Origin of the sequence: Paraburkholderia sp. MM5477-R1, assembly GCF_050436385.1 — a bacterium.
Lineage (GTDB): Bacteria > Pseudomonadota > Gammaproteobacteria > Burkholderiales > Burkholderiaceae > Paraburkholderia > Paraburkholderia tuberum.
On the sequence record NZ_JBNDMC010000007.1, the window covers coordinates 1772135 to 1796511 of the forward strand.

Below are 24377 nucleotides of genomic sequence, written 5' to 3' on the forward strand. Positions count from 1 at the left end.
GGGGGCATGTGATGCGACGCGACAACCTCAAGTACTTCCTGATCGTGGAATGTCTGACCGTGGCGGTGTCCGCGGGCTGCATGGCGCAATCCCCTCCGAACAACGTAAGCTCTGGCGCGAATGTGCCGGCTGCCAGGCTTCCAGGCCACGACACGGCGCCCGCGATAGTGACGGACTTCTCGCGCCTCGTCAGCGAAGAAGGCAAAGCAGTCGTCAATATCAGCGTGACAGCGGCTCAACCCGTCGCCACCTTCACTCCCCTCTGGCCGCCGGCCGGCAGCGAAGACGATCCTTTTACCCGGCAGTTCCAGCAGTTCGCCTACGCCCCTCCTGGCGCGCCAGGCCTGGCTTCGCAACGCAGCGGCTCTGGATTCATCATCGCCGCCGATGGTTACATTCTCACCGACTCCAGCCTGATAACCAAAGCAACCCGAATCAGCGTGACGCTAAAGGACGGTCGCAAGTTCAAGGCCAAGGTGGTCGGCGACGACCCAGCGAGCGGTATCGCGCTGCTCAAGATTCCCGCCACCAAACTGCCGACAGTCAAAATTGGCTCACCGTCCGCGAACAAGGCCGGTCAGTGGGTCGTCTCGATCGGTTCCCCTTATGGACTGAACGACACGGTGACGGCAGGCATCATCAGCAACATGTCGCGGGCTTTGCCAGGCGAGTCGTATGTACCGCTTATCCAGACTGACGTGACCGAAAATGCGGGCGATGCAGGCAGCCCGGTGTTCAGTCTGAACGGCAACGTCATTGGGATCGAAATGCCTATCACGAAAGAGATCGGCGACGTTGAAGGAGCCGCGTTCGTGCTGCCGATCGATGAAGCGATGAAAGTTGCCCGACAGTTGCAACTGCACCACGAGGCGGAACACGGACGCCTCGGCATCACGATTCAGGATGTCAGTTGGCCGCTTGCGCAATCTTTCGGTCTGAACAGGCCGCAAGGGGCGCTCGTCAGCTCGGTCGACCCGCGAGGACCGGCTGCCAGGTCCGGTCTCAGACCAGGCGACGTCATCATGAAGGTCAATGGCGTTGATATTCCAGATTCGACCCAGTTGCCCGTCACAGTAGCCGATCTCAAACCGGGCACGTCCGTCCATCTCGCGTACTGGCGCGATAACGCCACGCACGATACGACAGTCGCGCTTGGCAGTCTGAATGCCACTCCTGCCGAGATCCCGGCCATTGCGCAGGTCGCAGCTCCCGATGGGTTGACCGTGCGCGGTTTGACCGCACAGGAGCGACACGACGCAGGTGTCGAAGGTGGTGTCCTGGTCGAAAAAAGCACGGGGGCCGGCGCGCTCGCCGGCATCGAACCGGGAGACATCATCCTGATGGTCGACAGCACTCATGTAGCAAGTCCCGCCCAGTTCCGGCGGAAAGCGGCGAACAGCGGTAACGCGGTCGCGCTATTGGTCCAACGCGACGGACAGCGCATGTTCGTCACCATCGACATGGGCTAGGGTCTGTTTATATATGTAAATAGACCCTGGCAGCGCAGTGGCGGCGCGTACCTCATCGCCACACCTTACGAGGAGCTCGAAATGAACCAGCACGCAATCGTCAAAGTTGGCTTCACGGCACTCGCACTGAGTGCAAGCGTCCAATACGCGTTCGCGGCAACTCAGCCTTTACCCGCGGTACAGCACGAGGGTGAGGTTACGTTCCTGAGCGGCGGGATCGGCCTTGGCCAATCCACCGCTATCAAGGAGGTCATGCCAAGGTATCCACTCACGCTCGAGTTTGCGGGCAAGGCGGCTAGCGGCAACGAATACCTTGCGAATATCCCGGTGACGCTATCCGACATGCACGGCAATACGATATTGCAGACCACCGCAAAGGGTCCTTTCCTGTTGGCGTCGCTGCCTCACGGCCGGTATAGCGTAAGCGCCACATATAACGGCAAGACGGAGCGCAGGGACGTGAATATCGCTCCGTCGTCGCATGTGCATGAAGTGTTCCTGTGGTCGATGTAGACCGGCGTTTCGCCTTTCTGGCCGCACGCGATCCGATTCGCCGGCTTTCCGGCGCATGACGACCGCGGTGGTGCATTCGTAACCGGTACTCGTGAAAAGTCGCGATGGGCAACCGAACCGACTCGGAGCTTGCCATGAAAAACGGTTCCAGCGAGCCTCTCGACGAAACCCGCCGCAGATGGCTCATCGCCACATCGGCCGTCGGCGCCATAGGAGGCGTGGCGGTCGTCGTTCCTTTTGTCGACTCGTTTGCGCCGCCAGCGAGTGCGAGGGCAGCCGGGGCGCCAGTCAGCGCCGACATCAGCAGACTCGAGCCTGGCAGCATGATGACCGTGGCGTGGCGCGGCAAGCCGATTTTCATCGTCAACAGAACCAACGAGATGCTGGCGGCCGTGCTCAAGGCCAACCCGATGGTCGCCGACCCGCATACCGTGCATCCGTTCTCGATACCGCTGCCGGCCTACTGCAACAACGAATACCGGTCGCGCCCGGATCATCGCAACATACTCGTTGTGATCGGCGTGTGCACCCATCTCGGCTGCACCCCGCTGCCCCGCTTCCAGCCCGGGCCGCAACCCAGTCTGCCCGACGATTGGCCCGGGGGCTTTCTGTGCCCTTGTCACGGCTCGACTTACGACCTGGCCGGTCGAGTGTTCAAAGACAAACCCGCGCCCCAGAATCTGGATGTGCCGCGTTACATGTTTGCGTCGTCGACGAGCGTCGTTATCGGACAGGATGAAAAAGGCGAGGAGGCATAGCCGCGGCATACGGTCGAGGACGCGGGAAGTTCCTGCTAGGGTCACGCAATACCAGGTAGCAAAGTGAAGCAAACATCACCGCACATCCGGGTCGGCATGCCCAACAAGCAGGATCTCGAAGCCATGTCGGCATTCCGTTACCAGTTACGCAGGTTCCTGCGGTATTCGGAAGAAATTACTCACGCGGAAGGAGTCACGCCTCTGCAATATCAGATGCTGCTTCACGTCAGGGGATTTCCCGACCGCTCCTGGGCCAGTATCGGCGAACCGGTTGAACGGTTGCAGGCAGCGCCCAACGGCACCGCGGCGCTCGTGTCCCGCCGCGAAGCCGCCGGGCTCGTCGAGCGTCACCCCGACGCTTCCGACCGGCGACTCGTGCAGGTCCACCTGACGGAAAAAGGCGAGCGGTGCCTGTTGAAGCTCGCGATGCTGCATAAGCGGGAAATCGAGTCATTCGGTTGGGCGCTGGGGCAGTTTCAGGTTCAACAGACACCCCTTTTCGGCGGGACTGCTGGATCGTCCGATTGATATTGACGCCGCGGCCCTGCAATGCGGGTCGGCCATCGGCGCTCACATCCGCGAGATTCTTCGTTTGCCGGGGCCTTCAGCGTATGGATAGCATGCACCTGCCACAAGGCGTCCCCGCACCGTGGAGAGAACGGGCGATCATCGTGCCGGCACGGGGAAAGCCTTTAAGCCTGCTTTAATCGCCACTGCATAGATTGAAAGCGTACCAGGCCTGTCGTGCCTTCAACGAGCCAACGATCGATCCGCCACTGCCGACGCGGAGCAAGGTCGATCGCTGCAGAGCCCCACTGATCGAAGCTGACAGACAGTTGACTGGCACTCTACTGGTTCTCTCGCACAAGGAGGACACACCATGCGTACGCTGCCTGCACTATGCGCTGGAATATGTTTGGGCTTCGCCCACCTTGCCATCGCGCACCCGACCTCGGACGTCGCCCCGAAAACTGGCTGCAAGGATTTCTCCACGATCGCGATTCATCAACGCCCCCCGATCGCTGACTGGGTCGCACCGCCGAGCCGTCATCGTTTGGTCCGGACTGACAGCGCGATCATAGTCAATGCTGCTGCCCCGGTTGGCCTCATTGTCGGCGAGTGCGGGAAACCGACCTGATAGAGGTCGAACGCAGATCGAACGTTTCTTCGGGCGTATCAGCCAGTTTCGGCTGCCTTCCACTGGTTTCGACTGGTTCGGGGGCGGCTAAGCGGTGTTCGCGTCGCCCATGCGCGGGTCTGGATCACTCGTGAAAGCGTGAACCGGGCCTCGTTCGCTTGGCCGCTGTCATCCAACGATGAACCGAAGCCGTCGCCCCCGCTACGGCTGGCGGCGCGACCATTGTCTGGCCGCATTGAAGGCTTCGAAAACCAGCTCATCGGCTGGTCTACCTCGTTATTTCTGAACCAGGCCGCGCTTGTGGACCGCCCGGCGCGTGGCGTTGCGGCGGCACTGTCGAGCGCACGGGCAGAGCTGCCTGGCGAGGCCGCCGTTTCGCGCTGCCTCGCGCGGAAGTAAAATCGTCGGATCAGGCGCGCGCCGGAGAGCCGCAAGAAGCTTGCAACGGAGCCCCGAGGATCTTCTGAAGCGCCGCATCGCCGGTTACCGAAAGAAGCTGTAGACGCCACCTTCCCATCACCGAGACAGGAAATTCATTATGCTGAGCAAACCCGTGTTGACCGTCGCCGAGACGACCCGCATTGTCGATGCCGCCCGCGCGGAGGCCGAGAAGAACAAATGGCCTGTCGCGATCGTCGTCGCGGACGACGGCGGCCATCCGCTCGCGGTGCTGCGTCTCGACGGCGCGGCGCCCTCCACCTCGTATATCGCGACCGAAAAAGCGCGCACCGCGGCGCTCGGCCGGCGCGAAACCAAGGTCTATGAAGACATGATCAACAACGGCCGCACCGCGTTCCTCAGCGCACCGCTGCAGGGCACGCTCGAAGGCGGGGTGCCGGTGATCGTCGACGGCCACGTGGTCGGCGCGGTCGGCGTGTCGGGCGTCAAGTCGGAGCAGGATGCGCAGATCGCGAAAGCCGGCATTCAGGCGCTCGGCGTGTAAAGCGCCGAGCGCCAAAGCAATCCCGAGACACAACGCGGACCGATGCCCCCTCGTCGGTCCCATAACAGATGGAGCAGTCGATGACTCAGATGAACCCGCGCGGCGGACTGCAGGTCGCCGCCAACCTCGACCAGTTCGTCGAATCCGAAGCCCTGCCCGGCACCGGTATCGACAGCGCCGCTTTCTGGTCGGGATTCGACGCCCTCGTGCACGAGCTGGCGCCCAAAAATCGGGCGTTGCTCGCCGAGCGCGACCGCCTGCAAAGCGAACTCGACAACTGGCATCGGGCCAATCCCGGCCCGGTGGGGGATCTGCGCGCGTATCGTGCGTTTCTCGAAGGCATCGGCTACATCGTGCCCGTGCCCACCAGCGTCCAGGCCACGACCGACCACGTGGACAGCGAAATCTCCGGACAGGCCGGCCCGCAGCTCGTCGTGCCGCTGTCGAACCAGCGCTACGCGCTGAACGCCGCAAACGCGCGCTGGGGTAGCCTGTACGACGCGCTGTACGGCACCGACGCGATCCCCGAAACGGACGGCGCGGAAAAGCAGAAGGGCTTCAACCCGGTGCGCGGCGCAGCCGTGATCGCGTACGCGCGCAAGTTCCTCGATCAGGCCGCGCCGCTCGCGAACGGCTCGCACGCGGACGCAACGCGCTATAGCGTCGAGAACGGCCAACTGGTCGTCGCGCTGAAGAGCGGCACCACGGCGCTGAAGACACCCGCGCAGTTGGTCGGCTATCAGGGCGACGCGAGCACGCCGTCGGCGGTGCTGCTCAAGCACAACGGCCTGCACGTCGAGATCCAGACCGATGCGAACGATTCAATCGGCAAGACCGATGCGGCCCATGTGAAGGACATCGTCGTCGAAGCGGCCGTCACCACGATCATCGATTGCGAAGACTCGGTCGCAGCCGTCGACGCCGACGACAAGGTGCAGCTCTATCGCAACTGGCTCGGCCTGATGAACGGCGACCTGACCGAACAGGTCACGAAGAACGGCAAGACCTTCACGCGCCGGCTCAACGCCGATCGCGAATACATCGGCGCCGACGGCAAGTCGCAGGTCAAGCTGCATGGCCGCTCGCTGCTGTTCATCCGCAACGTCGGCCATCTGATGACGAACCCGGCCGTGTTGACAAAAGATGGCCACGAGATTCCGGAAGGCATTCTCGACGCGGTGATCACCACGCTGTGCGCGCTGCGCGACCGCCAGAACAAGCTGAACTCGCGCACCGGCTCGATCTATATCGTGAAGCCGAAGATGCACGGACCGGCCGAAGTCGCGTTCGCGAGCGAACTGTTCGCGCGCGTCGAAGACCTGCTGAAGCTGCCGCGCAACACGATCAAGATGGGCATCATGGACGAGGAGCGCCGCACCAGCGTGAATCTGCTCGCCTGTATCGCCGAAGCGTCGGCGCGCGTCGCGTTCATCAACACGGGCTTCCTCGATCGCACCGGCGACGAGATGCACTCGGCGATGGAAGCGGGCCCGATGATGCGCAAGGGCGACATGAAGTCGAGCAAGTGGATCACGTCGTACGAGCGCAGCAACGTGCTGGTCGGTTTGAGCGCGGGCCTGCGCGGCCGCTCGCAGATCGGCAAGGGCATGTGGGCGATGCCCGACCTGATGCACGCGATGCTAGAGCAGAAGATCGGCCATCCGAAGGCCGGCGCGAACACCGCGTGGGTGCCCTCGCCGACCGCGGCGACGCTGCACGCGCTGCACTATCACCAGGTCGACGTGCAGGCGGTCCAGCAGGAACTCGAACGCACCGACTATGCGACGGTGCGCGACGAACTGCTCGACGGCCTGCTGACGATTCCGGTCGTCGAAAAGGCGCAATGGAGCGACGACGAAATCCGCGCCGAGGTCGACAACAACGCGCAGGGCATTCTCGGCTATGTGGTGCGCTGGATCGACCAGGGCGTCGGCTGCTCGAAAGTGCCGGACATTCACAACGTCGGCCTGATGGAAGACCGCGCGACGCTGCGTATTTCGAGCCAGCACATCGCCAACTGGCTGTATCACGGTGTGATCAAGCGCGAGCTCGTCGAGGAGACGTTCAAGCGCATGGCCAAGGTGGTGGACGCGCAAAACGCCGGTGATCCGCTCTACCAGCCGATGGCGCCCGGCTTCGACACGATCGCGTTCAAGGCCGCGCAGGCGCTCGTCTTCGAGGGGCGCCAGCAGCCGAGCGGATATACCGAGCCGTTGCTGCACAAGTTCCGGCTCGCGGTGAAGAAGCAGGGTTGAGGCCGTCCGGCCGAAACGACGACGGGCGCCGTGCAATGCGGCGCCCGTTTTTCCTTCCAGGTCGTGTCACTTCACGCGGCTTCTGCCGTCAATTGCGCCGCCTCGCCACCTGACGCTTCGTTCTTCATAAAGGCTTGCAGATACGCCTCGAATTCAGCCTTCACCTCGGGATGGCGCAGTGCGAATTCGACGGTCGCCTTCAGATAGCCGAGCTTGCTGCCGCAATCGAAGCGCGTGCCGAAGTAGCGATACGCTAGCACCTGCTCCTCGGTCAGCAACGACTGCACCGCGTCGGTCAGTTGCAGCTCGCCGCCCGCGCCCGGCTTCAGCGCGCGGATATGCTTGAAGATCGTCGGCATCAGCACGTAGCGGCCCACCACGCCGAGATTCGACGGCGCCTCATCCGGCGCTGGCTTCTCGACGATGCCCGACAGCTTGATCACGTTGTCTTCCCACTCGCGGCCGTCGACGACGCCGTACGAGCGGCTGTCCTCGCGCGCGATCGTTTCGACGCCGATCACCGAGCTGTGATAGTGGTTGAAGGTATCGACGAGCTGACTCATCACGGGCTTCGCGCTATGCAGCAGGTCGTCGGCGAGAATCACCGCGAACGGGCTGTCGCCCACCAGTTTTTCGGCGCACAGCACCGCATGGCCGAGACCGAGCGCTTCGGCCTGGCGCACGTAAAAGCAGTCGACGTTGGCCGGCTTGATGCTACGCACGAGGTCGAGCAGCTTCTGCTTGTTGCGCGCTTCGAGTTCGGACTCGATCTCATAGGATTTATCGAAGTGATCTTCGATCGCGCGCTTGCTGCGGCCCGTCACGAAGATCATCTCGGTGATGCCGGCGTCGATCGCTTCTTCGACCGCGTACTGGATCAGCGGCTTGTCGACGATCGGCAGCATTTCCTTCGGACTTGCTTTGGTAGCCGGCAGGAATCGTGTCCCGAGGCCCGCTACGGGAAACACGGCTTTGGTGACTTTCAGCATGGTAGGCATTCCCACATCGGTTAGAAATTGGTGTGTTCGCGGACCTGGCGGCCAATCAACGCCGGCGCAAGACTAGCAGAAAAACTGCGAGGTTCACGCAAGCGTTTTTCTCCGATTTAATTCGGATAATTCACGCATTAATCGCAATTGGATATTGTGACAAATTGAGGAAATTATTACGTATCCATTGCCAGTTGGTGATCGAGCAAATCCGAAAGTCTTACCTTTCGGACGACCCCTGCCACGGGTCGCCTGGCGACCCGATGACCGGCTTCGGCAGCACGTCATTCCTGTTCGTCGACCGGTGGCAGCTTGCCTGGGTTCATCCGGTAACGACGGATCGGCTCGTTGCGCAAGGCATCGCGGTAGGCGGAGGCGGCCACCAGGATCAGCAGGACGGCCACGCCGGCCAGTAAATGCAGGTTCATGACTTCACCTCGGGGTCAGAAAATCCTTGCTTTAAATTAGCACGACAAAAGCGATAAATAATTCGATACCCCATACGTCGACGCGCAATTACAATTCGTCACAAAATCGATATCTGATTCAATGCGAAATGGAATTTTTTAATCATTTTTCAGGATTGCGGTGCTCTAGGATGGATGCGTCGCGGGTGCGCAAGACGCCCGCTCGAAGGCTTGTTCCGCGCAATTTTTTCTTTTTTCCGCTTCAGATAAGGACCGCGTATGAGCGACCCAGCACTGGATGCCGCCGGCTCATCCCTGCCCCTCTCCCCGCTGCCGCGCCCGGAGAGAAACCCGGCCACGGCGCATGCGCGCAGCGACGCGCGTGTCGATAGCGCCGGCAAGGAGCACGCGATCGACGCGATGCGAGGCTTCGCCGCGCTGCTGGTCGCCTACTTTCATTGCCGCCAGATCGTGTGGGTCGGCATGCAGGCGTTTCATCAGAGCGTCGGACATTCATTGAGTCCCAGTAGTCTCGCCGCGTATCTGACGTTTCCGATCGCATGGGGCTCGGCCGGTGTGCCGATGTTCTTCGTCATCAGTGGCTACTGCATCCATCGCGGCGGCGCGCTGCGGCTCGCGGGCAATCCCGCTTACCGGCTCGATGCAGGCAACTTCTGGCTGCGGCGCTTCGCGCGCATCTACCCGGTGCTGCTCGCGGCGCTCGTACTGACCTTCGCGCTCGATTCGTTGAGCCTGCAATTGCCGCCCGTCAGTCACAAGATTCGCGACATCGGCTGGCATCCGTTTCTGGTCAACCTGTTTTCGCTGCAGGGTGTGGCGGGTAAAACGTATGGCTCGAACGGCGCGCTGTGGACGCTGTCGCTCGAAGTGCAGTTCTATGCGATCTATCCGCTGCTGTTCGCGCTACGCAGACGCATCGGCATGAACGCCGTGCTCGCGCTCGTCGGCGCGATCAACGTTGCGTCCGCGTACGGGTTGGAGCGCCACGATCTGCAGTTCTTCACGTCGTACTGGTTCTCCTGGACGCTCGGTGCGTGGATCGCCGACGCCAAAGCGCGCAGCGTGCAAGCGGCGCGTGCGCCGGCATCGCTGTACGTGCTCGCGGCGGTATTGATCGCGGCAGGCTGCGTCGCGTTTCATTTCGGCCAGTACGGCGCGTTCCAGATATGGGCTCTCGGCTTCGCGTGCTATCTGTACAAGGCGCTCGATGGACGTCATGCCCCCCGGCGTGAAACGGGCGGCGTGCACGCGCTGCTTCGTGCCGGGTCGGATGCAGTAGCGCGCCTGCTGTCGCGCGTCGGCGACTTCAGCTTCTCGCTGTATCTGATCCATCTGCCGATCTTCGTACTGCTGTCGGCGTGGCTGTTTCGTTCGTCACTGCAGATGTCGATCTGGCCGTCGTTCGGCTATATGCTGGTCGCGGTGCCGGCCGCCTATGTGTTCTATCGGCTCGTTGAGTTGCCTGCGATGAGGTGGTCGGCGAGTTTTAAGCCTAAAGGGCGCTGATAGAACGTTGACATTGGATCAATCCCGCGCGTTCGGGTGCTTCACCATCATTTGATCTCGCTGAATAGCAACGTCGATACCTGGTGCTCGTCCTGAATGGAAAATTGAAACGGTATCTCTGGATGCGTAAATTTGAGCCGGAGTTGCTTTAGAGCCGGGACCGGGACAAATCGCTGATTCTTAAACGTGTAGTACGACACTAACAGGCCAACGCGGGATGCCTGTGCATCGTCGAATACGTAACTGTTATTCGGAAAGGCAAGCTTCCCTTCCTTCGTCGCCACGACGGCCCGACATGACGAAAGTAAACTCGGCAGATGAAGAAACGTCGGCTTGCGCGCTAGAGGGTTGACCAGCAGCGAGATCTGCCGGTATCGACTTCCGGCTTCGCCCGAACCGTTGCCGTGCCCTTCCACGCAGAGTAAGGGCGGATGCGTATCGGTTCGCGCTGCAATGAATACGTTGGCTGATTGCGGAAAGATTTCCGACACATGCTCTCCGGGGAATGTCGTAGCGTGCGCAAAGCGATAGGATTTGCCGTCGACTGCCAGGCGATCCTTCCAGAGTTCAATGTTTAGCGTTTTCCGTTCCAGTTTGGCTTGCAGCTTCATAAAAGTGCCTGGCTCGCCTGGGTAGGAATAGACCACGCCGGCGTTTTGATCGGTCGGGTCACCGTTTCGTTTGATCGGGTCGCCAAACACTGCCCCCGCCTGGGCAACGTACAAGGCTTCGTAGCTGTCGTAAGACTGAGCCGCATGTGCGCTGCCAGATAGGGCGGCCATAGCCGCCACCAGTATCGTAGTGATTGTCATCGGTATGCTTTGGCGCCTGTCGCTTTCAGATAGTCGGGGTTAAGCGTCCAGAAAATCGTGCTTCCGTGGGCAGCACTGGAAAAGCAATCGCAGATCCTTATTGATCGGATCACTCATCGCCCATTCCCTGCACGCCAAGCCACGACGATCAGATTCGGATGATCCTTCACCGGAATTGAACGCGTTTTCCCTTCTGCAAGCGGCACGTCCTCAACGAGTGTCCGTACGCAGTTCAACAGCTTGTCGCACATCCACGCGCAGTTCCCTCTCGTTACAGATCGGACTCAACTCAATTTCGATTTATTTCTTGCGTCCAAGAATCGTTTTAACCGTTGAGCATTCCGGATGCTCCGACGATTCCATATCGTCCGGACAAGACAACCATTCATAAAATTCGAGCCTCTGTTTTGCCGCATCCTGCCTGCAGGCCGCCACCTGGAAGTCTGTATCAGGCATATAACCGCCTTTCCAGTCGTTGAATGCCATCCCAAATAACTTGCAATCGGATTGCAATTTTTCTTCCCACAGCTTGTGATTTTTCGCGAGTTCCGCGAGCGCTTCGCCCTTAGCGTTGGCGTGGAGATTTCGATAGAGTTTTTCAGCGTCACTTAGCATGCTTTTCGTGTCGGCATTTGTACACGCCAGATAGTCATCGCGCGTTTTCGCGGATGCCTCGCAAGTCGCGTCTGCAAAGGCGGCCGACGTGCCGCATGATAGGATCACTGCAACCGTTATCTTAGTGAGTCGCATCATAATTCCCCGTAGCAAACAGTCGGCCCTCAGCACGACGGCGCCTGACCAACCCCAGTGGGTGTTTGCCATGCGCCGCTGTGTATTGCAGAAATTTCGACGGCGCTTGATCGTAATGACCGGTATTAACGAGCGCGAAAAACTCGTTATTTCCACTTCTATGATTGAAGATGAAATCAACAACCGCATCGTACTCGTACTGAAACAACGGAACAAAAATTCTGCTATTTACAATTCGCTCGGCTTCGCGTAGATCATGATGAAGCAGTTTCAGCGCCTGCGGTTCGGTAATTCCATTTCCGTAAAGCGCTTCGGAAGGTGCACCGGATATTGGTCCGATATGGACCAGATGTCCGTATCCGATCGTGGAATTTCCGCCGCCGCCACCTCCATCCTTATCGTACAAATGCGACCGAAAGGCCTCCCACTGCGCAGTGAACTGAACTCCAGCTTGGGAAACATTCCACGGCTTGCCGATCCTGTCCGACTGGAGAATTACAAGTGAATTCGGGTTTGTATCTGTTAGTGCTGCTCCAGTGCATCACGCATTACGCCTCCCTATGACCAATAAAGACGTGAATGGATCGCGCACCATGTGTCTGATAGCGCTTGGTGCGTCCCTGCGAATCGGTAATGCCGTGAACAAGTGCGCCCGATGGAAGTTGGGCGGTGTAATACGTATTAGGGAGTGCATTACCTCCAGCATCGGTTAGCGTGAACCGCTGATCGAAACGATTCCGTGAGCGTCCGCGACAATCGCACGCCCATGCGTAACCGAGGGCTTCGGCCATGTCGTAACCGTTTGAATACGACTTCAACCTATCGAACGGAAGCCATTCGCCGGTTTCGGCGTTCAGCACCATTGCAGACGGCATTGGCGGGAAGTTTGAGTAGATTGAATAGGTGATACGGCAAACTTGGCACTCTTCCTCCTCGTCCATGGCACTTTTCTGATTCTGTTGTTCCATTTGACCTCTGCTGATTTTCCAGAACACACCGACGAATTAATCATCCGAAGCAGCCACGGTCAACACCTTTAATTTGAGATTAAGACTTTTTGACAAATATTCACGATGATTTCGCGTATCTCATTTTCAATGCATATTTCCGCAATCGCGGTTCAACAAAAAGGGCGGCGTTGAGCCACCTTTACCGTCAGGAATCGATGCCGCCCGGGGTTCGGCCGGTGTGCCGGTGTTCTGCGTGATCAGCGCTATTGCATCCATTGCAGCGGCGCGCTGCGGCTCGCGGATAATCCTGCGTGCCAGCTTGATGCGGGCAACTTGTGGCTGAGGCGCTTCGCGCGCATGCCGAAGTCTCGATTTCGACCGCCACTCGCCGCGCGCCGTTTGATTGACACAGGCAAAGCCCCCTAAAATCATCCGTCGCCCATTCCATCTCCCTGTAGTCGCCTGCTAGCGTGGTAGCCCAACAACTCCAGGGGACATCGTAATGTCGTATCAACACGATCCGGATGCCGTGCGAGTGGTACTCAGTGCGCCTCAACTGGCGGCGGTGCTCTCCCGCCAGTCGATCAGCCCCACCGAAATGCTTTCCAACCGGCTATGGGGCGGTTTGCAGGTTGTCGGCGGGGTATTGGAAATGGTCGGGGCGGCGGCTCTGTGTGTGCTGCCCGAACCGACGATGGCGAGCAAGGCGGGGTGCGTTGTGTTCGGCGTGCATGGCTCAGATACGGCGTCGGCAGGTTTGCGACAAATCTGGACGGGCCGGGATACGGCCACGCTGACCCAGCAAGGTACGACGAAACTGGCCGAGGCGATGAAGGCCAGTCCTGACCTGGCAAACAAGATCGGCCTGTCAGTTGATATGATCGTGCCGTTTGGCTTCGCTGGCTCGATCAAGGCTGCACGCGTGGCCAGCGTCACGATGGGCAGGATCAATCTGCAAATGCATGAGGCGAAGGCCATTAATCCAAGGCTTGGCGGGCATACGATTCTGAAGCATGTTGAGAAGGACGAGGCATGGCTACGGGAACGCCTTAAACGGGAACCCCAAAAAAGGGTTGTTTCATCGTTTTATAATCTTCAGGTGGCAGAGTTGGCGATATCTGATGTAATGAACTCAAATGCCTTGAAAATACAGAGCTGGATACAATCTCCGAAAAACCGCATTCCCCTTACATTGGTCAAGAAAGTTTGTGGCGATATAGGATACGGGGTAACGAGAAAAACCAACGAACTGACCAAGATGAACGAAGTCACCGTAATTTTGAAGTTTCAGGAATATAATAATATGCCGTATTACATATTTACCGCCCACGTGGGCTAAGGATAGCCAATGCTATCAGATCGCTACCCTAGAATGTACGAGCTTTTCGGTGCGTATTTCAATGAGGATTTTGATTTGTGGGGAAACACAATCTCTGAAATTGTCTCATGCTATAGAAATGATAGCCCACTGGAATATCAAAAGGAAATAGTTGATGAAATAAATTCATTCATGAATGAGCATCCGTCCGACCTCGATTCTGCGTTCGAAAGAGATTACGGCGCAGGGATTGATCCCAATCTGTGGGGCCACACTACTGCTTCATTCCTTGACGAACTCAAGCGCCTTCTGAGCGAGTAATCAACCTGTCGCTGCGCGAGGAATAAAAAAAACGGAGCGAAAGTCGTTCGAGACTTTCGCTCCGCTACGCCAAGCAAGGACTGGCCAAGCCCTCGTCTACCCTCGCGTAAAAATCACCTCGTCACCGCGCTGCCACGCCGGTCAGAATCTGCGCAACCCCATCCACATAGCTGCGCGTGCCGAAGCGCTCCTGCGCGGTCCGATGGCCGTTCCTGACCAGTTTGTCGCGCAACTCGCCGTTCGAGCGCAATTCGGCGAGCGTATCGGCGAGCGCATGCGCATCGCCCGGCGTACACAGCACGCCGTTCTCGTAGTCGTCGATGATTTCGAGCACGCCGCCTGCGCGCGACGCCACGACCGGCCGCTGCGCGAGCATCCCCTCGACGATCACGCGACCGAACGGCTCCGGGGTGATCGACGTATGCACGACCGCGTCGACCGCGCACATGCAGGCCGGAATATCGTGCTGGAAGCCGAGAAAATGCACGCGCTCGCCAAGCTTGTGCGCGGCGACGAAGGCGCGCAGTTCGCTCTCATACTGGTCCTCGCCGAACAGCGCCGCGCCGACCAGCACTGCATGCATCTGCGGATTGAGCACCATCGCTTCGAGGAGCACATGCTGCCCCTTCCAACGCGCAAGCCGGCTGAACGAGCCGACGAGAAACGCGTCGCGCGGCAGATTCAGGCGCTCGCGCAGCACCGCTTGCGGCACCGTGCGCAATGCGTCGAACGGTTCCGCGGCGATCCCGTTGAACACGACGTCGATGCGCTTGCTGTCGAACCGCGTGAGCTTCGCAAACGCCTGCGCCGACGCAGCCGAATTGGCGATCACGTGCGTGAGGCCGAGCCGCGCGCACCACTTGATGATCGCAAGCTGCTTGCCGCCGAAATGCTCGGCGCTGACGATGTCGCGCAAATGCCAGACCACCGGCCGTCTCGCGAGCTTGCCGGCCACGGCGCCGATCACCATCGCACGCTGCGTGTTCGCGTAGATCACATCCACCTTGCGCGCGCGTTTCGCGGTGGCACGCACGAGTGAGATGAGTCCCTTCAACGCCTGACCTTTGGGCATCGAACCGCCCTGCTTGCGCACATTTTTGAGCGCGCCGGCATCGAGTACAGTGACCTCGACGCCGGTTTTCGCGAGTGCGGTGTTGAACGGCCCGTCGTCGAACAGCACGACCTCGATGCGCGAGCGCAGCGCCTTGACGATTTCGAGCAGCGACAGTTCGGCGCCGCCGAGCACGCCGCTCTGATCGACGGCAAGAATGCGCGGCACGTTCGCGGCGCCCTGCACGGCCGGCCGATACGGCGTATAGGCCGGCAGCGTCGCCGTGCGCAACGCGGGCACCGCCGCGCGCACCTGCGAGAAAAAGCGCTCGCGGAAATGCGCGGCCGAAAACTGCTCGGCGTTGCCGCGGCAATTCTCCGGCAGGAACCGGTGCCGAAGCTCGTCGAAACGATTCACGGCAGCGATGATCGAGTCGGTATCCTGTTCATCGAAGAACATGCCGGTCGGCTTCGGCTCCGACAGATCGCGCACCGTTTCGAGCGCCCCGCCCTTGCCGTACGCGATCACCGGCGTGCCGCAAGCCTGCGCCTCGACCACCGAAATGCCGAAGTCCTCTTCGGCCGCGAACACGAATGCCTTCGCGCGGCTCATGCGGTCCTTCAGCACCTCGAACGGTTGATAGCCCATGATCTCGACGTTCGGCCCCGCCTTCGCGCGGATCTTCGCCATGTCGGGCCCGTCGCCGATCACGACGAGCTTGCGCTCGGGCATCCGCGCGAACGCCTCGACGATCAGATCGATTTTCTTGTACGGCACCATGCGCGAGGCGGTCAGATAAAAGTCTTGCTTCTGCGTGCACAGCGTGAACGCCTCGACATCGACCGGCGGGAAGATCACCTGCGCGTCGCGCTGATACACCTTCTTGATGCGTCGCGCGATGAACGCCGAGTTCGCGACGAAGCCGTCGACCGAGTTGGACGTGCGGATATCCCAGTTGCGCATGTAATGCAGAATCAGCCGCGCCAGCGCCGACTTCGGGCCGTTGGTCAGCTTCGACTGCTGCAGATACTGATGCTGCAAATCCCACGCATAGCGGATCGGCGAATGCACGTAGCTGATATGCACCTGATCGGGACCGGTCAGAATGCCCTTGGCGACCGCGTGACTGCTCGAGATCACGACGTCGTACGCCGACACGTCGAGCTGCTCGATCGCGAGCGGCATCAGCGGCAGATACGAGCGGTACTTGCTGCGCGCGAGCGGCAACTTCTGGATGAACGACGTCGTCACCGGCTTGCCGCGCAGGAAGCTGCGATCGTCGAGAAAGTCCACGAGGCTGAACAGGTCCGCATCGGGAAAGCACGCGATGATCTGCTCGAGCACTTTCTCCGCGCCCGCGTAGGTGACGAGCCAGTCGTGCACGATCGCGATGCGCACGCTTTTGCTCGCGCGCGGTGCGGTACGGCGCGGTGCCGGCTGGATGCCGGGCACGCTCGTCAGCTCGTCGAGCGCGCTGCGCGTCGCGGGCCTCAACAGGTCTTTTTCAAGGACGTCTTGATTCATGCGCTTTTCCTCGGATTCAGTCGCAATAGCAGTGAACGCGCAAGATTGCGCAAGGCGGGCGTCATCGTGATCGACCACGCGACGTTCGCGCCGACCATCAGCACACCGGCGGCGATCGCGAGCGCGAGGCTCGGCAGGAAGCTGGCGAGCCACAGGCTGGCGAGCAGGAAGGCGAGATGGGCGAGCATGTCGAGCACGATCTGGCGCGCGCGGATCGCGGCGAAACGCAGCAGCACCGCGTAGTCGAACAACGCGCGGGCAGCGACCGCGACCGCCGCGCCCGTCAGCCCGAAATGCGTGATACCGAGCCACAACGCGCCGGCGAAAAGCGGCAACTCGACGAGGCCGATGCGCGCGGCGGTGGCTGGATTGACCTGCGACTGAATCAGGATGCGCGTCACGTTCGCCTGGCCGACGAGCCACACGGCGACGATCATGATGCGGCCCACGGGCGCCGCGACCGTCGCGATCTCGTTGCCGACCCACAGATGCAGGAACGGTTCGAGCACCAGCATCGCGATGAGCGCGACCGGCGTGAACACGCCGTTCAGAAATTCGAGCGATTGCTGCGTGATCGTGTCGGCGTCGGCGCGGCCGACTGCGGAAAGCCGCGGAAACAGCGTGCGTACCAGCGCGGTCGGCACGATGTTCAGACGCGTGACGAGGTTCTGCGGCACCGTGTAGTACGTGACGAAACGCGCGCCGAGCCGTGAACCGAGCATGACGCGATCGAGCGAATCGGCGACCATCGTCGTCACGCTCGCGATCAGCATCCAGCCACCGAAGTTGAACAGCCCCTTTGCGACGCCGAGCCGCGGCGGCTGAATGCTGCGTATTTCAAGCACTTTCAGCGCGTAGCGGCCGAGCAGCAACGCCGCGAGAATCCGCGCGACGACTGCCGCGGCGAGTACGTTCTGCAAAGTCGCGCCGAGCCACCACGCGGCACCGAGCGGCAGCAGCTGGAACAGGAACGTGCCGATCGTCTGGTTCGTGTTGTAGACGCCGAAGCGTTCCGCGCCATTGATCGCGCCCGCGAACACCCACGACACGTTCGCGATCGGAATCGCAACCGCGAGCCACGGCAGCGCCATATAGACTTCGTGCTGCAACTCGGGCGATACCTTCGTGAAATACGCGGTGTACAGGAACGCGCCGAAGTAGATGATCAGACCGCCGACAACCCCGGTCGTCAGATTGAGCCAGGTTGCGCTCCAGAACACGCGCGCGCTTTCCTGCTGATCGCCCGACGCGCGCGCCTTCGAAATATGGTTCTGCGCGGCCATGCTCATGCCGAGATCGAGAATCCCGAAGTAGCCGATCAGCGTCCACACGAGACTGATCACACCGTAGCGCTCCACGCCGAGCAGCCGGATATACGACGGCACGGTCACGAGCGACACGAACGTCGGCAGCACGAGCCCGAAAAAATTGATCGCCACGTTCCTGAGAATGCCTTTGTCCATCGAATCCCTTCGGTTTTGCGGTTAGATTGCGTGCGGGGCTGCGTCAGCGAGGCCAACGCACCTCAAGGCTTCCAGCGATACATCAGCACCTTGCCGCGCGCGTCTTCCTCGACGAAGACGAGGTACTCGCCATCGCCGCGCTTCGTCGCGCTGATACCGTTCGGCACGTCGACCCAACCCGACGCGCGGCCCACTTCGGGGCCCGGCCGGATCACGCCGAGTTCCTTGCCGCTGTCCTTGTCCCACACGTGCACCGCGCCGACCGGCTCGACGCCGAACACGTATTGCCCCTCGACCGTGACGCCGATGATCGTCGCGATGGGCTTGCTCTGCGTCTGCCACGGCAGCGTGATCGCGTAGCGCTGCACCGGCTTGCCGCTCGACCACTTGTCATAGCGCACCAGCACGCGCCCCACTTCCTTCCAGAAGCCCTGCGCGGTCGGCATATCGGCCGTATAGCCGCTCACGTACATCGTGTCCGTGTCCGATTCATAGATCGCGCGATGCAGTTCGCTGAACGGTGCCGGCACCGGGTACTGCGTCAGGTTCGAGTACGAGTAGACCGGGTTGCCCTTCGCATCGAGTCCGCCGAAACGGAAGCGATAGATGCCTTTCGTATCCCGGGTACGCCAGATGTCGCCGGCCATGTCGACCCACCAGCCCCAGCCGCCGGCGAGCTTCGTGCCGCTCGTGTTCAGCGTGTATTCGTCGCGATCGAAGCGCCCGTCGCCATTCGTGTCGCGCCAGATCCAGTCACCGCCCGGCGGTGCATTCGGCACCTTCGCGACCGCGCGCTCGCGACCTGCGATAAATCCCGAGGGAATCGCGGTCTCGCCGTCATGCTGCGGATCGAAGCGATAGATCTTCAGATGATCCGCATACATGTCGGTCAGATAGAGGAACGTGTGCCCCTTCAACCGCCGCGCGATCGGCAGACCCGGATACTGGTCGGTATGGAACACCGGATCGTCCGGGTACTTGAACCGATTCGACAGGAACCCCGCGTATTTCCAGTCCTGTCCAGACGGCTTCGACAAATCGAGTTCGAAGCGCTTGTTGCCGGTATAGACGCTGTCGGGCCGGGCCGGATCGATCCACGCGCCGTCGACGAACAGCAGCCCCTCGACCTGCCAGTTGCGCTTGCCGTTCGGCGCATAACTTTCGAGCGTCGCGCCGAGGCCCGCGCCGATCGGCTCGTAACGCGGACCGATGCCATTGGTCGACACGTACACGTTGCCGCGCGCATCGACACCCACGCCGGTCAGCCCGTTGAATCGCAACGGTCCGGGCTTGCCCGCGACGCCGCTGAAAATGCCGCCGCGCTCGCCGAGCGTGCCCGACTCCGTGTAGCGGCCGTCGCGCTTCGTGAAGAACAGCACCTGCTGGCGCGGACCGTTATCGGCGATCAGGAGGCGGCCTTGCGCATCGACGGCGAGGCCGACCGCGACCGTATCGGCCGGCAGCGTGATGGTCTCGTCGATGCGCTGACCGGTCGCCGTGTAATGCCCGATACCCGGCGCGCGATCGCCGCGCGTGCCGCTGAGCACCCATAGCGTGCCGTCGGGCGCGAGCGCGATTCGTCCAGGCTCGTGCACGTTCCACGTTGCTTTCTGCTGCATCGATTCGGCATCGTAGACTTCGATGCGATTGCGCGCGGTATTGGCCGCGAACAGCGTCGTGTCGTTCGCGGCGAGCCCGCCGATCTCGGCGTTCGTGCCGGTCGGCACTTCGTTCATCATCAGAAAGCCGGCCGCGAGCTGCGCGTGCGGGTCCGCGTTTTTAGCCGCGGGCTGAAACGGTGCCACGCGCTTCGGCTCGTCGATCAGGCGCCGCGAGATACCAAACCATTGCTTACCCTTGTCCGGCCACACGCCCGGCTCGACCAGATGCCCCTTCTCATTGCCGACCGCGATCGCAACGAATGCATATTTGCGGTTGACCGCGATCGCATTGCCGCCGGCGTTGCCCCAGCCATGCGTGCCGCCCGCGAAGCCGAGCATCTTGCCGTCCTGATAGACGCTCGCTTCAGCGCCGCTTTCGTCCCACGGCGCGTTCGTATAGACCTTGCCGTCGGGCGTGACCGCGATCGCGGTGATATCGATCTGCGTCCATGTGCCATCGCCAAAGCCGAAGCTGTTGCCGATCCATGAGGTCTTCGCGTTCAAAGCGGTTTCGGCGCGCGCCGGCAGACTGGCCGATGCGGCGACGACGCCGGCAGCGCAGGCTGTCACGGCGAACCAGCTTTTGAACGTGATACGGCGCAAGGCGGAACCTCCAGTCGATGTCCGGTCAACGCGATGCACGCGGACCTGCGCCCGCTCGGGGCGAAATTCAGTGATGTGGCAAAGCGAAACGAAGCGCAACCGATTGAAGCGCGGCGCCTGAAGGCAGCCGTCCGCACGGCTAAGTTACGCGGAAAAAATGCGGTGACGAAAATCGAAAATAATTCAAAAATATTCGTCCGCTTATACGTCGAAAAAGAAACGATTTTAAAAATCGATAAAAGCGCAAGCCTCGCCGTCAGTCGCCTCTGTCGCGACGATCCCCCGTTCCTACCGATGTGATATCACGCAATGCGCATTTATTACGGATTGCCCGATGCTCACCACATAAACATATAAATCTTTCGGGAATGGCCAAAGAAATACCCTGTTTCAATCTGATTCAATTAGCCCATTCCAACGGGTTTTTTCTCGAGTTTCTTTTCCCTAGAATCGATTGCACTTCAGTTGCGACGCGAAGCGCGTGCCTGTTCGCTGGCAATCCGTGGCGAACCGCGCGGCGCTTCGCCCGGCTCATCCGCTTTACACCATGGACGGTTCATGACAGCCAGCGCATTGCCCCTCGCGCCCTCCCATTCCCGCATCGTGCAGCTCGACGGTCTGCGCGCGATCGCCGTGCTCGCGGTGTTCGCGCAGCACGCGTTGAAAGCGCCGCTATGGATGGGCGTCGATCTGTTCTTCGTTTTGAGCGGCTTTCTGATCAGCGGCATCCTGCTCGATCGCAAGTCGCGCCAGCAGTCGTATTTCAGCTATTTCTATGCGCGGCGCGCGCGCCGCATCCTGCCGCCGTACCTGCTGCTGATGGCCGTGTCGTCGCTGCTGTTCGGCCTCGCGTGGGCGCGGCACTGGTACTGGTACGCGTTCTTCGCGACCAATATCGGCGATGCGCTCAATCAAAGCGGTCATGACAGCCTCAACGTGCTGTGGTCGCTCGCGGTCGAGGAGCAGTTTTATATCTTCTGGCCGTTCGTGATCCTGCTCGTGCCCGAGCGTCTGCTTGGGCTGGTGGCGGCCGCGCTGATCGTGCTGGTGCCGCTGCTGCGCGCGCTCGCGACGCCGTGGTTCGATTCGTTCTGGCCGATCTACTACCTGACGCCGTTCCGCATGGATCTGCTCGCGGCCGGCGCGCTGCTCGCGGTTGCCGTGCGGCGCGATCGCAATGCGCTCGAACCGTTCAAGGGACTCGCGGTGCTCGGCGCTCTGGCCGCGCTCGCGGTGCTGGCATGGCTGCATCTGCACTACCCGCGTTTTCGCGCAGCGAATACACCGTTGTCGAATGCCGGGCTGTATAGCGTGTCGCTGGTGCTGTGTACATCGATCGTCGTGATCGCGCTGCAGAGCAAGGGCATCGTGAAGCGGCTGTTGTGCAATCGCGTGCTCGTTTATATCGGCACCATCAGCTACACGATCTATCTGATCCACCTGAGCGTGCTGTACATGGTGTGGCCGCTGCATCTGAATCGCTATCTGAGCGCCGCGATCGCGCTCGCTATCACGCTCGTGTACGCGAGCATCACGTGGTTCGCATTCGAGAAGCGCCTGATTTTCGGCGCGCGCGGGTCGAGAGCGACGACCGGCGCCGGCGCCAACGTTGCGCGGCAAGCACCGCAAGGCCGCGCATGAGCCGCCCGGCCGTTGTTGCTGCCCACGTGCTGGGTGTCGTGTCGGCGCTGATGCTGGTCGCGCCGACAACGCGCGCGGCCGTGGCCGGACCGGCAGTGCCATCGCCGACGCAACTGCTGATCGACGCGTACGGCGACTCGACCACGCTCGGCATCACCTGCAGCGATGGCCACTGCGGCCCGCAAGCCCGCAACGCCGTCACGTTTCTGCAGCAAGCGTTGCAGGCGCATGACGGCGAGCGCGTGCGCGTCACGAACTACGGCGTCGGCGGCACGATGGCCTGGCAGTTGCGCGACGGCACCGGCAATCGTCGCGCGGGGCCGACGGCGGGACTGCCGTGGCGCGAACGTCTCGCCGCCTCGCCCGCGCGGATCGTGTTGATCAACTACGGCATCAACGAAGTGATGCACAACCAGACTCCCGAGCAGTTTTACGCGGCCGAGACGTCGCTCGTGCAAACCGCGCGAGCGCTCGGCAAGGAGCCTGTTTTGCAGACCTCGAACCCGATGCCCGATAACCGGCTCAACGCCCGGCTCGCCGCGATGATAGCGATGACGCGACGCGTGGCCGCCGAACAGCAGGTGCCGCTCGTCGATCAATACGCGTATGTGAGCAGCCTGCCCGACTGGAAGTCGCTGATGTCGGACGGCGCGCATCCAAAGCCGGAGTTGTACCGGCTGAAGGCCGAACAGGATTATCGGGTCGTCGAACCGGTGGTGCGGCGGCTGCTGGACAACGCGCATTGAGCCAGGCCCTTACGCGCGTTCCGTTCTCTTTTCTCCCACAAACTAGAAGGCAAGCTATGAGCCAACCACGCAAAGCGATCATCACCGGCGTATCCGGACAGGACGGCGCCTATCTGACCCGGCTGCTGCTCGACAAGGGCTATCACGTGACCGGCACCTACCGGCGCACGAGTTCGGTCAACTTCTGGCGCATGCGTGAGCTTGGCGTGCTCGATCATCCGAATCTGCGTCTCGTCGAACACGACCTCACCGACCTCGGCTCGACGCTGCGCCTGCTCGACGGCACGCAGGCCGACGAGCTGTACAACCTCGCCGCGCAGAGCTTCGTCGGCGTGTCGTTCGACCAGCCAGTGACCACCGCCGAAGTGACCGGCGTCGGCGCGCTGAATCTGCTCGAAGGCCTGCGTATCCTGAGCCCGAAGACACGCTTCTACCAGGCGTCGACCTCCGAGATGTTCGGCCTCGTGCAGGCGGTGCCGCAACGCGAAAGCACGCCGTTCTATCCGCGCAGCCCGTATGGCGTCGCGAAGCTGTTCGCGCACTGGTCGACGATCAACTATCGCGAATCGTACGACCTGTTCGCGAGCAGCGGCATTCTGTTCAATCACGAATCGCCGCTACGTGGCCGCGAATTCGTCACGCGCAAGATCTCGGACACGGTCGCGAAGATCAAGCTCGGCAAGCAGGACGTGCTCGAACTCGGCAACCTGAGCGCGCAGCGCGACTGGGGCTTCGCACTCGAATACGTCGAGGGCATGTGGCGCATGCTGCAGGCCGACGCGCCCGACACCTTCGTGCTCGCGACCGGCCGCACCGAAACGGTTCGCGATTTCGTGCGCATGGCGTTCACGGCGGCCGGCTATCAGCTGGAATGGGCGGGCAAGGACGAGCGCGAGACCGGCATCGACGTCGCGACCGGCAAGACGCTCGTGCGCGTCAATCCGAAGTTCTATCGGCCGGCCGAAGTGGACCTGCTGATCGGCTGCGCGGACAAGGCGCGCGACACGCTCGGCTGGCAACCGCAAACCTCGCTCGAACAGCTTTGCCAGATGATGGTGCAGGCGGACATCGCGCGCAACGAGCACCACGAGACGTTCTAACCCGGCATCCGTGTGCGGCGGGGCTCGCCGCACACTGCCCCGTCAACCCGCCAGTTTCCGGAACGTCTCCAGCACCGCATCGCCCTTGAACGGCTTGACGATCCAGCCCTTCACGCCGGCGGCCTTGCCCCGCTCCTTCATCGCGGGGCTGCTTTCGGTCGTCAGCATGATCACGTTGACGGTCTTGTTCGCGAGTTCGCCGCGGATTTTTTCGACCATCGTCAGGCCGTCCATATTCGGCATGTTCACGTCGCTGACGATCAGGCGGATATTCGAATCCGTTTTCAGCTTCGCAAGGCCATCCTTGCCGTCGATGGCCGTCGCGACGTCGAGACCATTTTTCGCCAGAAAACCCGCGACTTCATCGCGTACCGTGCTCGAATCGTCCACCACCAGAATCTTTGCCATAACCATTCCCTTGCGTCACCGACGCGTCGT

General features: G+C 61.2%; 24 protein-coding genes. 13 read left to right on the forward strand and 11 right to left on the reverse strand.

All coding sequences use genetic code 11. From position 1 onward, the window contains the following. Positions 1 to 11: 11 nt before the first annotated feature. From OKW35_RS36980 to OKW35_RS37005, 6 genes are all read left to right on the forward strand, one after another. Positions 12 to 1469 (forward strand): trypsin-like peptidase domain-containing protein, encoded by a 1458-nt coding sequence (locus OKW35_RS36980; protein WP_429554656.1) that lies wholly within the window; start codon positions 12 to 14, stop codon positions 1467 to 1469. Between the two features lie 81 nt (positions 1470 to 1550). Beyond that, positions 1551 to 1982: a carboxypeptidase regulatory-like domain-containing protein gene (locus OKW35_RS36985; protein ID WP_429554657.1), complete on the forward strand. Its 432-nt coding sequence runs from the start codon at positions 1551 to 1553 to the stop codon at positions 1980 to 1982. Between the two features lie 134 nt (positions 1983 to 2116). Beyond that, positions 2117 to 2740 (forward strand): ubiquinol-cytochrome c reductase iron-sulfur subunit, encoded by a 624-nt coding sequence (gene petA / locus OKW35_RS36990; RefSeq protein ID WP_187610070.1) that lies wholly within the window; start codon positions 2117 to 2119, stop codon positions 2738 to 2740. Positions 2741 to 2836: 96 nt separating this feature from the next. Next, on the forward strand, positions 2837 to 3268 hold the full coding sequence (locus OKW35_RS36995; protein WP_429554658.1) for a MarR family winged helix-turn-helix transcriptional regulator: 432 nt from the start codon (positions 2837 to 2839) through the stop codon (positions 3266 to 3268). Positions 3269 to 4416: 1148 nt separating this feature from the next. Beyond that, on the forward strand, positions 4417 to 4821 hold the full coding sequence (locus tag OKW35_RS37000) for a heme-binding protein (protein ID WP_184003617.1): 405 nt from the start codon (positions 4417 to 4419) through the stop codon (positions 4819 to 4821). Positions 4822 to 4901: 80 nt separating this feature from the next. After that, the gene (locus OKW35_RS37005) at positions 4902 to 7076 is read left to right on the forward strand and encodes a malate synthase G (protein ID WP_429554659.1); all 2175 of its coding nucleotides are present in this window, start codon (positions 4902 to 4904) and stop codon (positions 7074 to 7076) included. Positions 7077 to 7147: 71 nt separating this feature from the next. On the opposite strand, the gene galU is transcribed toward OKW35_RS37005, so the two are convergent. Beyond that, complete coding sequence (galU, locus tag OKW35_RS37010) at positions 7148 to 8065, reverse strand: UTP--glucose-1-phosphate uridylyltransferase GalU (RefSeq protein WP_184066584.1); 918 nt, start codon at positions 8063 to 8065, stop codon at positions 7148 to 7150. Between the two features lie 284 nt (positions 8066 to 8349). Beyond that, on the reverse strand, positions 8350 to 8493 hold the full coding sequence (locus tag OKW35_RS37015) for a hypothetical protein (protein WP_008921966.1): 144 nt from the start codon (positions 8491 to 8493) through the stop codon (positions 8350 to 8352). Positions 8494 to 8751: 258 nt separating this feature from the next. On the opposite strand from OKW35_RS37015, the gene OKW35_RS37020 reads away from it, so the two are divergent. Further along, positions 8752 to 9999, forward strand: a complete 1248-nt coding sequence (locus tag OKW35_RS37020) for an acyltransferase family protein (RefSeq protein WP_429554660.1) — start codon at positions 8752 to 8754, stop codon at positions 9997 to 9999. Positions 10000 to 10046: 47 nt separating this feature from the next. Here the strand turns inward: OKW35_RS37020 and OKW35_RS37025 are convergent, their stop codons facing one another. The 5 genes from OKW35_RS37025 to OKW35_RS37045 all read right to left on the reverse strand — a co-directional run bounded on the left by OKW35_RS37025 (position 10047) and on the right by OKW35_RS37045 (position 12943). Next, positions 10047 to 10811, reverse strand: a complete 765-nt coding sequence (locus tag OKW35_RS37025; protein WP_184066588.1) for a hypothetical protein — start codon at positions 10809 to 10811, stop codon at positions 10047 to 10049. Positions 10812 to 11111: 300 nt separating this feature from the next. Then, complete coding sequence (locus OKW35_RS37030) at positions 11112 to 11564, reverse strand: hypothetical protein (RefSeq protein WP_184066590.1); 453 nt, start codon at positions 11562 to 11564, stop codon at positions 11112 to 11114. Next, complete coding sequence (locus OKW35_RS37035; protein ID WP_429555124.1) at positions 11548 to 12057, reverse strand: lysozyme; 510 nt, start codon at positions 12055 to 12057, stop codon at positions 11548 to 11550. The genes OKW35_RS37030 and OKW35_RS37035 overlap by 17 nt, the downstream gene beginning before the upstream one ends. A gap of 52 nt (positions 12058 to 12109) precedes the next feature. Beyond that, entirely contained in the window at positions 12110 to 12529 is a 420-nt protein-coding gene (locus OKW35_RS37040; RefSeq protein ID WP_184066594.1) for a hypothetical protein, read from the reverse strand. A 126-nt stretch (positions 12530 to 12655) separates the two neighbouring features. Continuing rightward, complete coding sequence (locus OKW35_RS37045) at positions 12656 to 12943, reverse strand: hypothetical protein (protein ID WP_184066596.1); 288 nt, start codon at positions 12941 to 12943, stop codon at positions 12656 to 12658. A gap of 70 nt (positions 12944 to 13013) precedes the next feature. Here OKW35_RS37045 and OKW35_RS37050 point away from each other — a divergent pair, with 70 nt between their 5' ends. Next, on the forward strand, positions 13014 to 13850 hold the full coding sequence (locus tag OKW35_RS37050; protein WP_429405945.1) for an RNase A-like domain-containing protein: 837 nt from the start codon (positions 13014 to 13016) through the stop codon (positions 13848 to 13850). A 9-nt stretch (positions 13851 to 13859) separates the two neighbouring features. Beyond that, positions 13860 to 14150: a contact-dependent growth inhibition system immunity protein gene (locus OKW35_RS37055; RefSeq protein ID WP_429355535.1), complete on the forward strand. Its 291-nt coding sequence runs from the start codon at positions 13860 to 13862 to the stop codon at positions 14148 to 14150. A gap of 121 nt (positions 14151 to 14271) precedes the next feature. Here OKW35_RS37055 and OKW35_RS37060 read toward each other — a convergent pair whose 3' ends face one another. The 3 genes from OKW35_RS37060 to OKW35_RS37070 all read right to left on the reverse strand — a co-directional run bounded on the left by OKW35_RS37060 (position 14272) and on the right by OKW35_RS37070 (position 20452). After that, positions 14272 to 16725 carry a glycosyltransferase family 4 protein gene (locus OKW35_RS37060; RefSeq protein ID WP_429554661.1) on the reverse strand — a complete coding sequence of 818 codons (2454 nt, stop codon included), beginning with the start codon at positions 16723 to 16725 and terminating at the stop codon, positions 14272 to 14274. Continuing rightward, positions 16722 to 18188: a flippase gene (locus tag OKW35_RS37065; RefSeq protein ID WP_184033630.1), complete on the reverse strand. Its 1467-nt coding sequence runs from the start codon at positions 18186 to 18188 to the stop codon at positions 16722 to 16724. Before OKW35_RS37065 ends, OKW35_RS37060 begins: the two co-directional genes overlap by 4 nt. 62 nt (positions 18189 to 18250) lie before the next feature. Next, positions 18251 to 20452: a hypothetical protein gene (locus tag OKW35_RS37070; RefSeq protein ID WP_429554662.1), complete on the reverse strand. Its 2202-nt coding sequence runs from the start codon at positions 20450 to 20452 to the stop codon at positions 18251 to 18253. 33 nt (positions 20453 to 20485) lie between these two features. On the opposite strand from OKW35_RS37070, the gene OKW35_RS37075 reads away from it, so the two are divergent. From OKW35_RS37075 to gmd, 4 genes are all read left to right on the forward strand, one after another. Next, positions 20486 to 20752: a hypothetical protein gene (locus OKW35_RS37075; RefSeq protein ID WP_429554663.1), complete on the forward strand. Its 267-nt coding sequence runs from the start codon at positions 20486 to 20488 to the stop codon at positions 20750 to 20752. Between the two features lie 258 nt (positions 20753 to 21010). After that, a complete protein-coding gene (locus OKW35_RS37080) occupies positions 21011 to 22093 on the forward strand; it encodes an acyltransferase family protein (RefSeq protein ID WP_429554664.1) in 1083 nt (360 codons plus the stop codon). Next, on the forward strand, positions 22090 to 22839 hold the full coding sequence (locus OKW35_RS37085) for an SGNH/GDSL hydrolase family protein (RefSeq protein WP_429554665.1): 750 nt from the start codon (positions 22090 to 22092) through the stop codon (positions 22837 to 22839). Before OKW35_RS37080 ends, OKW35_RS37085 begins: the two co-directional genes overlap by 4 nt. Before the next feature lie 56 nt (positions 22840 to 22895). Beyond that, on the forward strand, positions 22896 to 23939 hold the full coding sequence (gmd, locus tag OKW35_RS37090; RefSeq protein WP_184043711.1) for a GDP-mannose 4,6-dehydratase: 1044 nt from the start codon (positions 22896 to 22898) through the stop codon (positions 23937 to 23939). A gap of 42 nt (positions 23940 to 23981) precedes the next feature. Here gmd and OKW35_RS37095 read toward each other — a convergent pair whose 3' ends face one another. Next, positions 23982 to 24347 (reverse strand): response regulator, encoded by a 366-nt coding sequence (locus OKW35_RS37095; RefSeq protein ID WP_018418019.1) that lies wholly within the window; start codon positions 24345 to 24347, stop codon positions 23982 to 23984. Positions 24348 to 24377 lie beyond the last annotated feature (30 nt).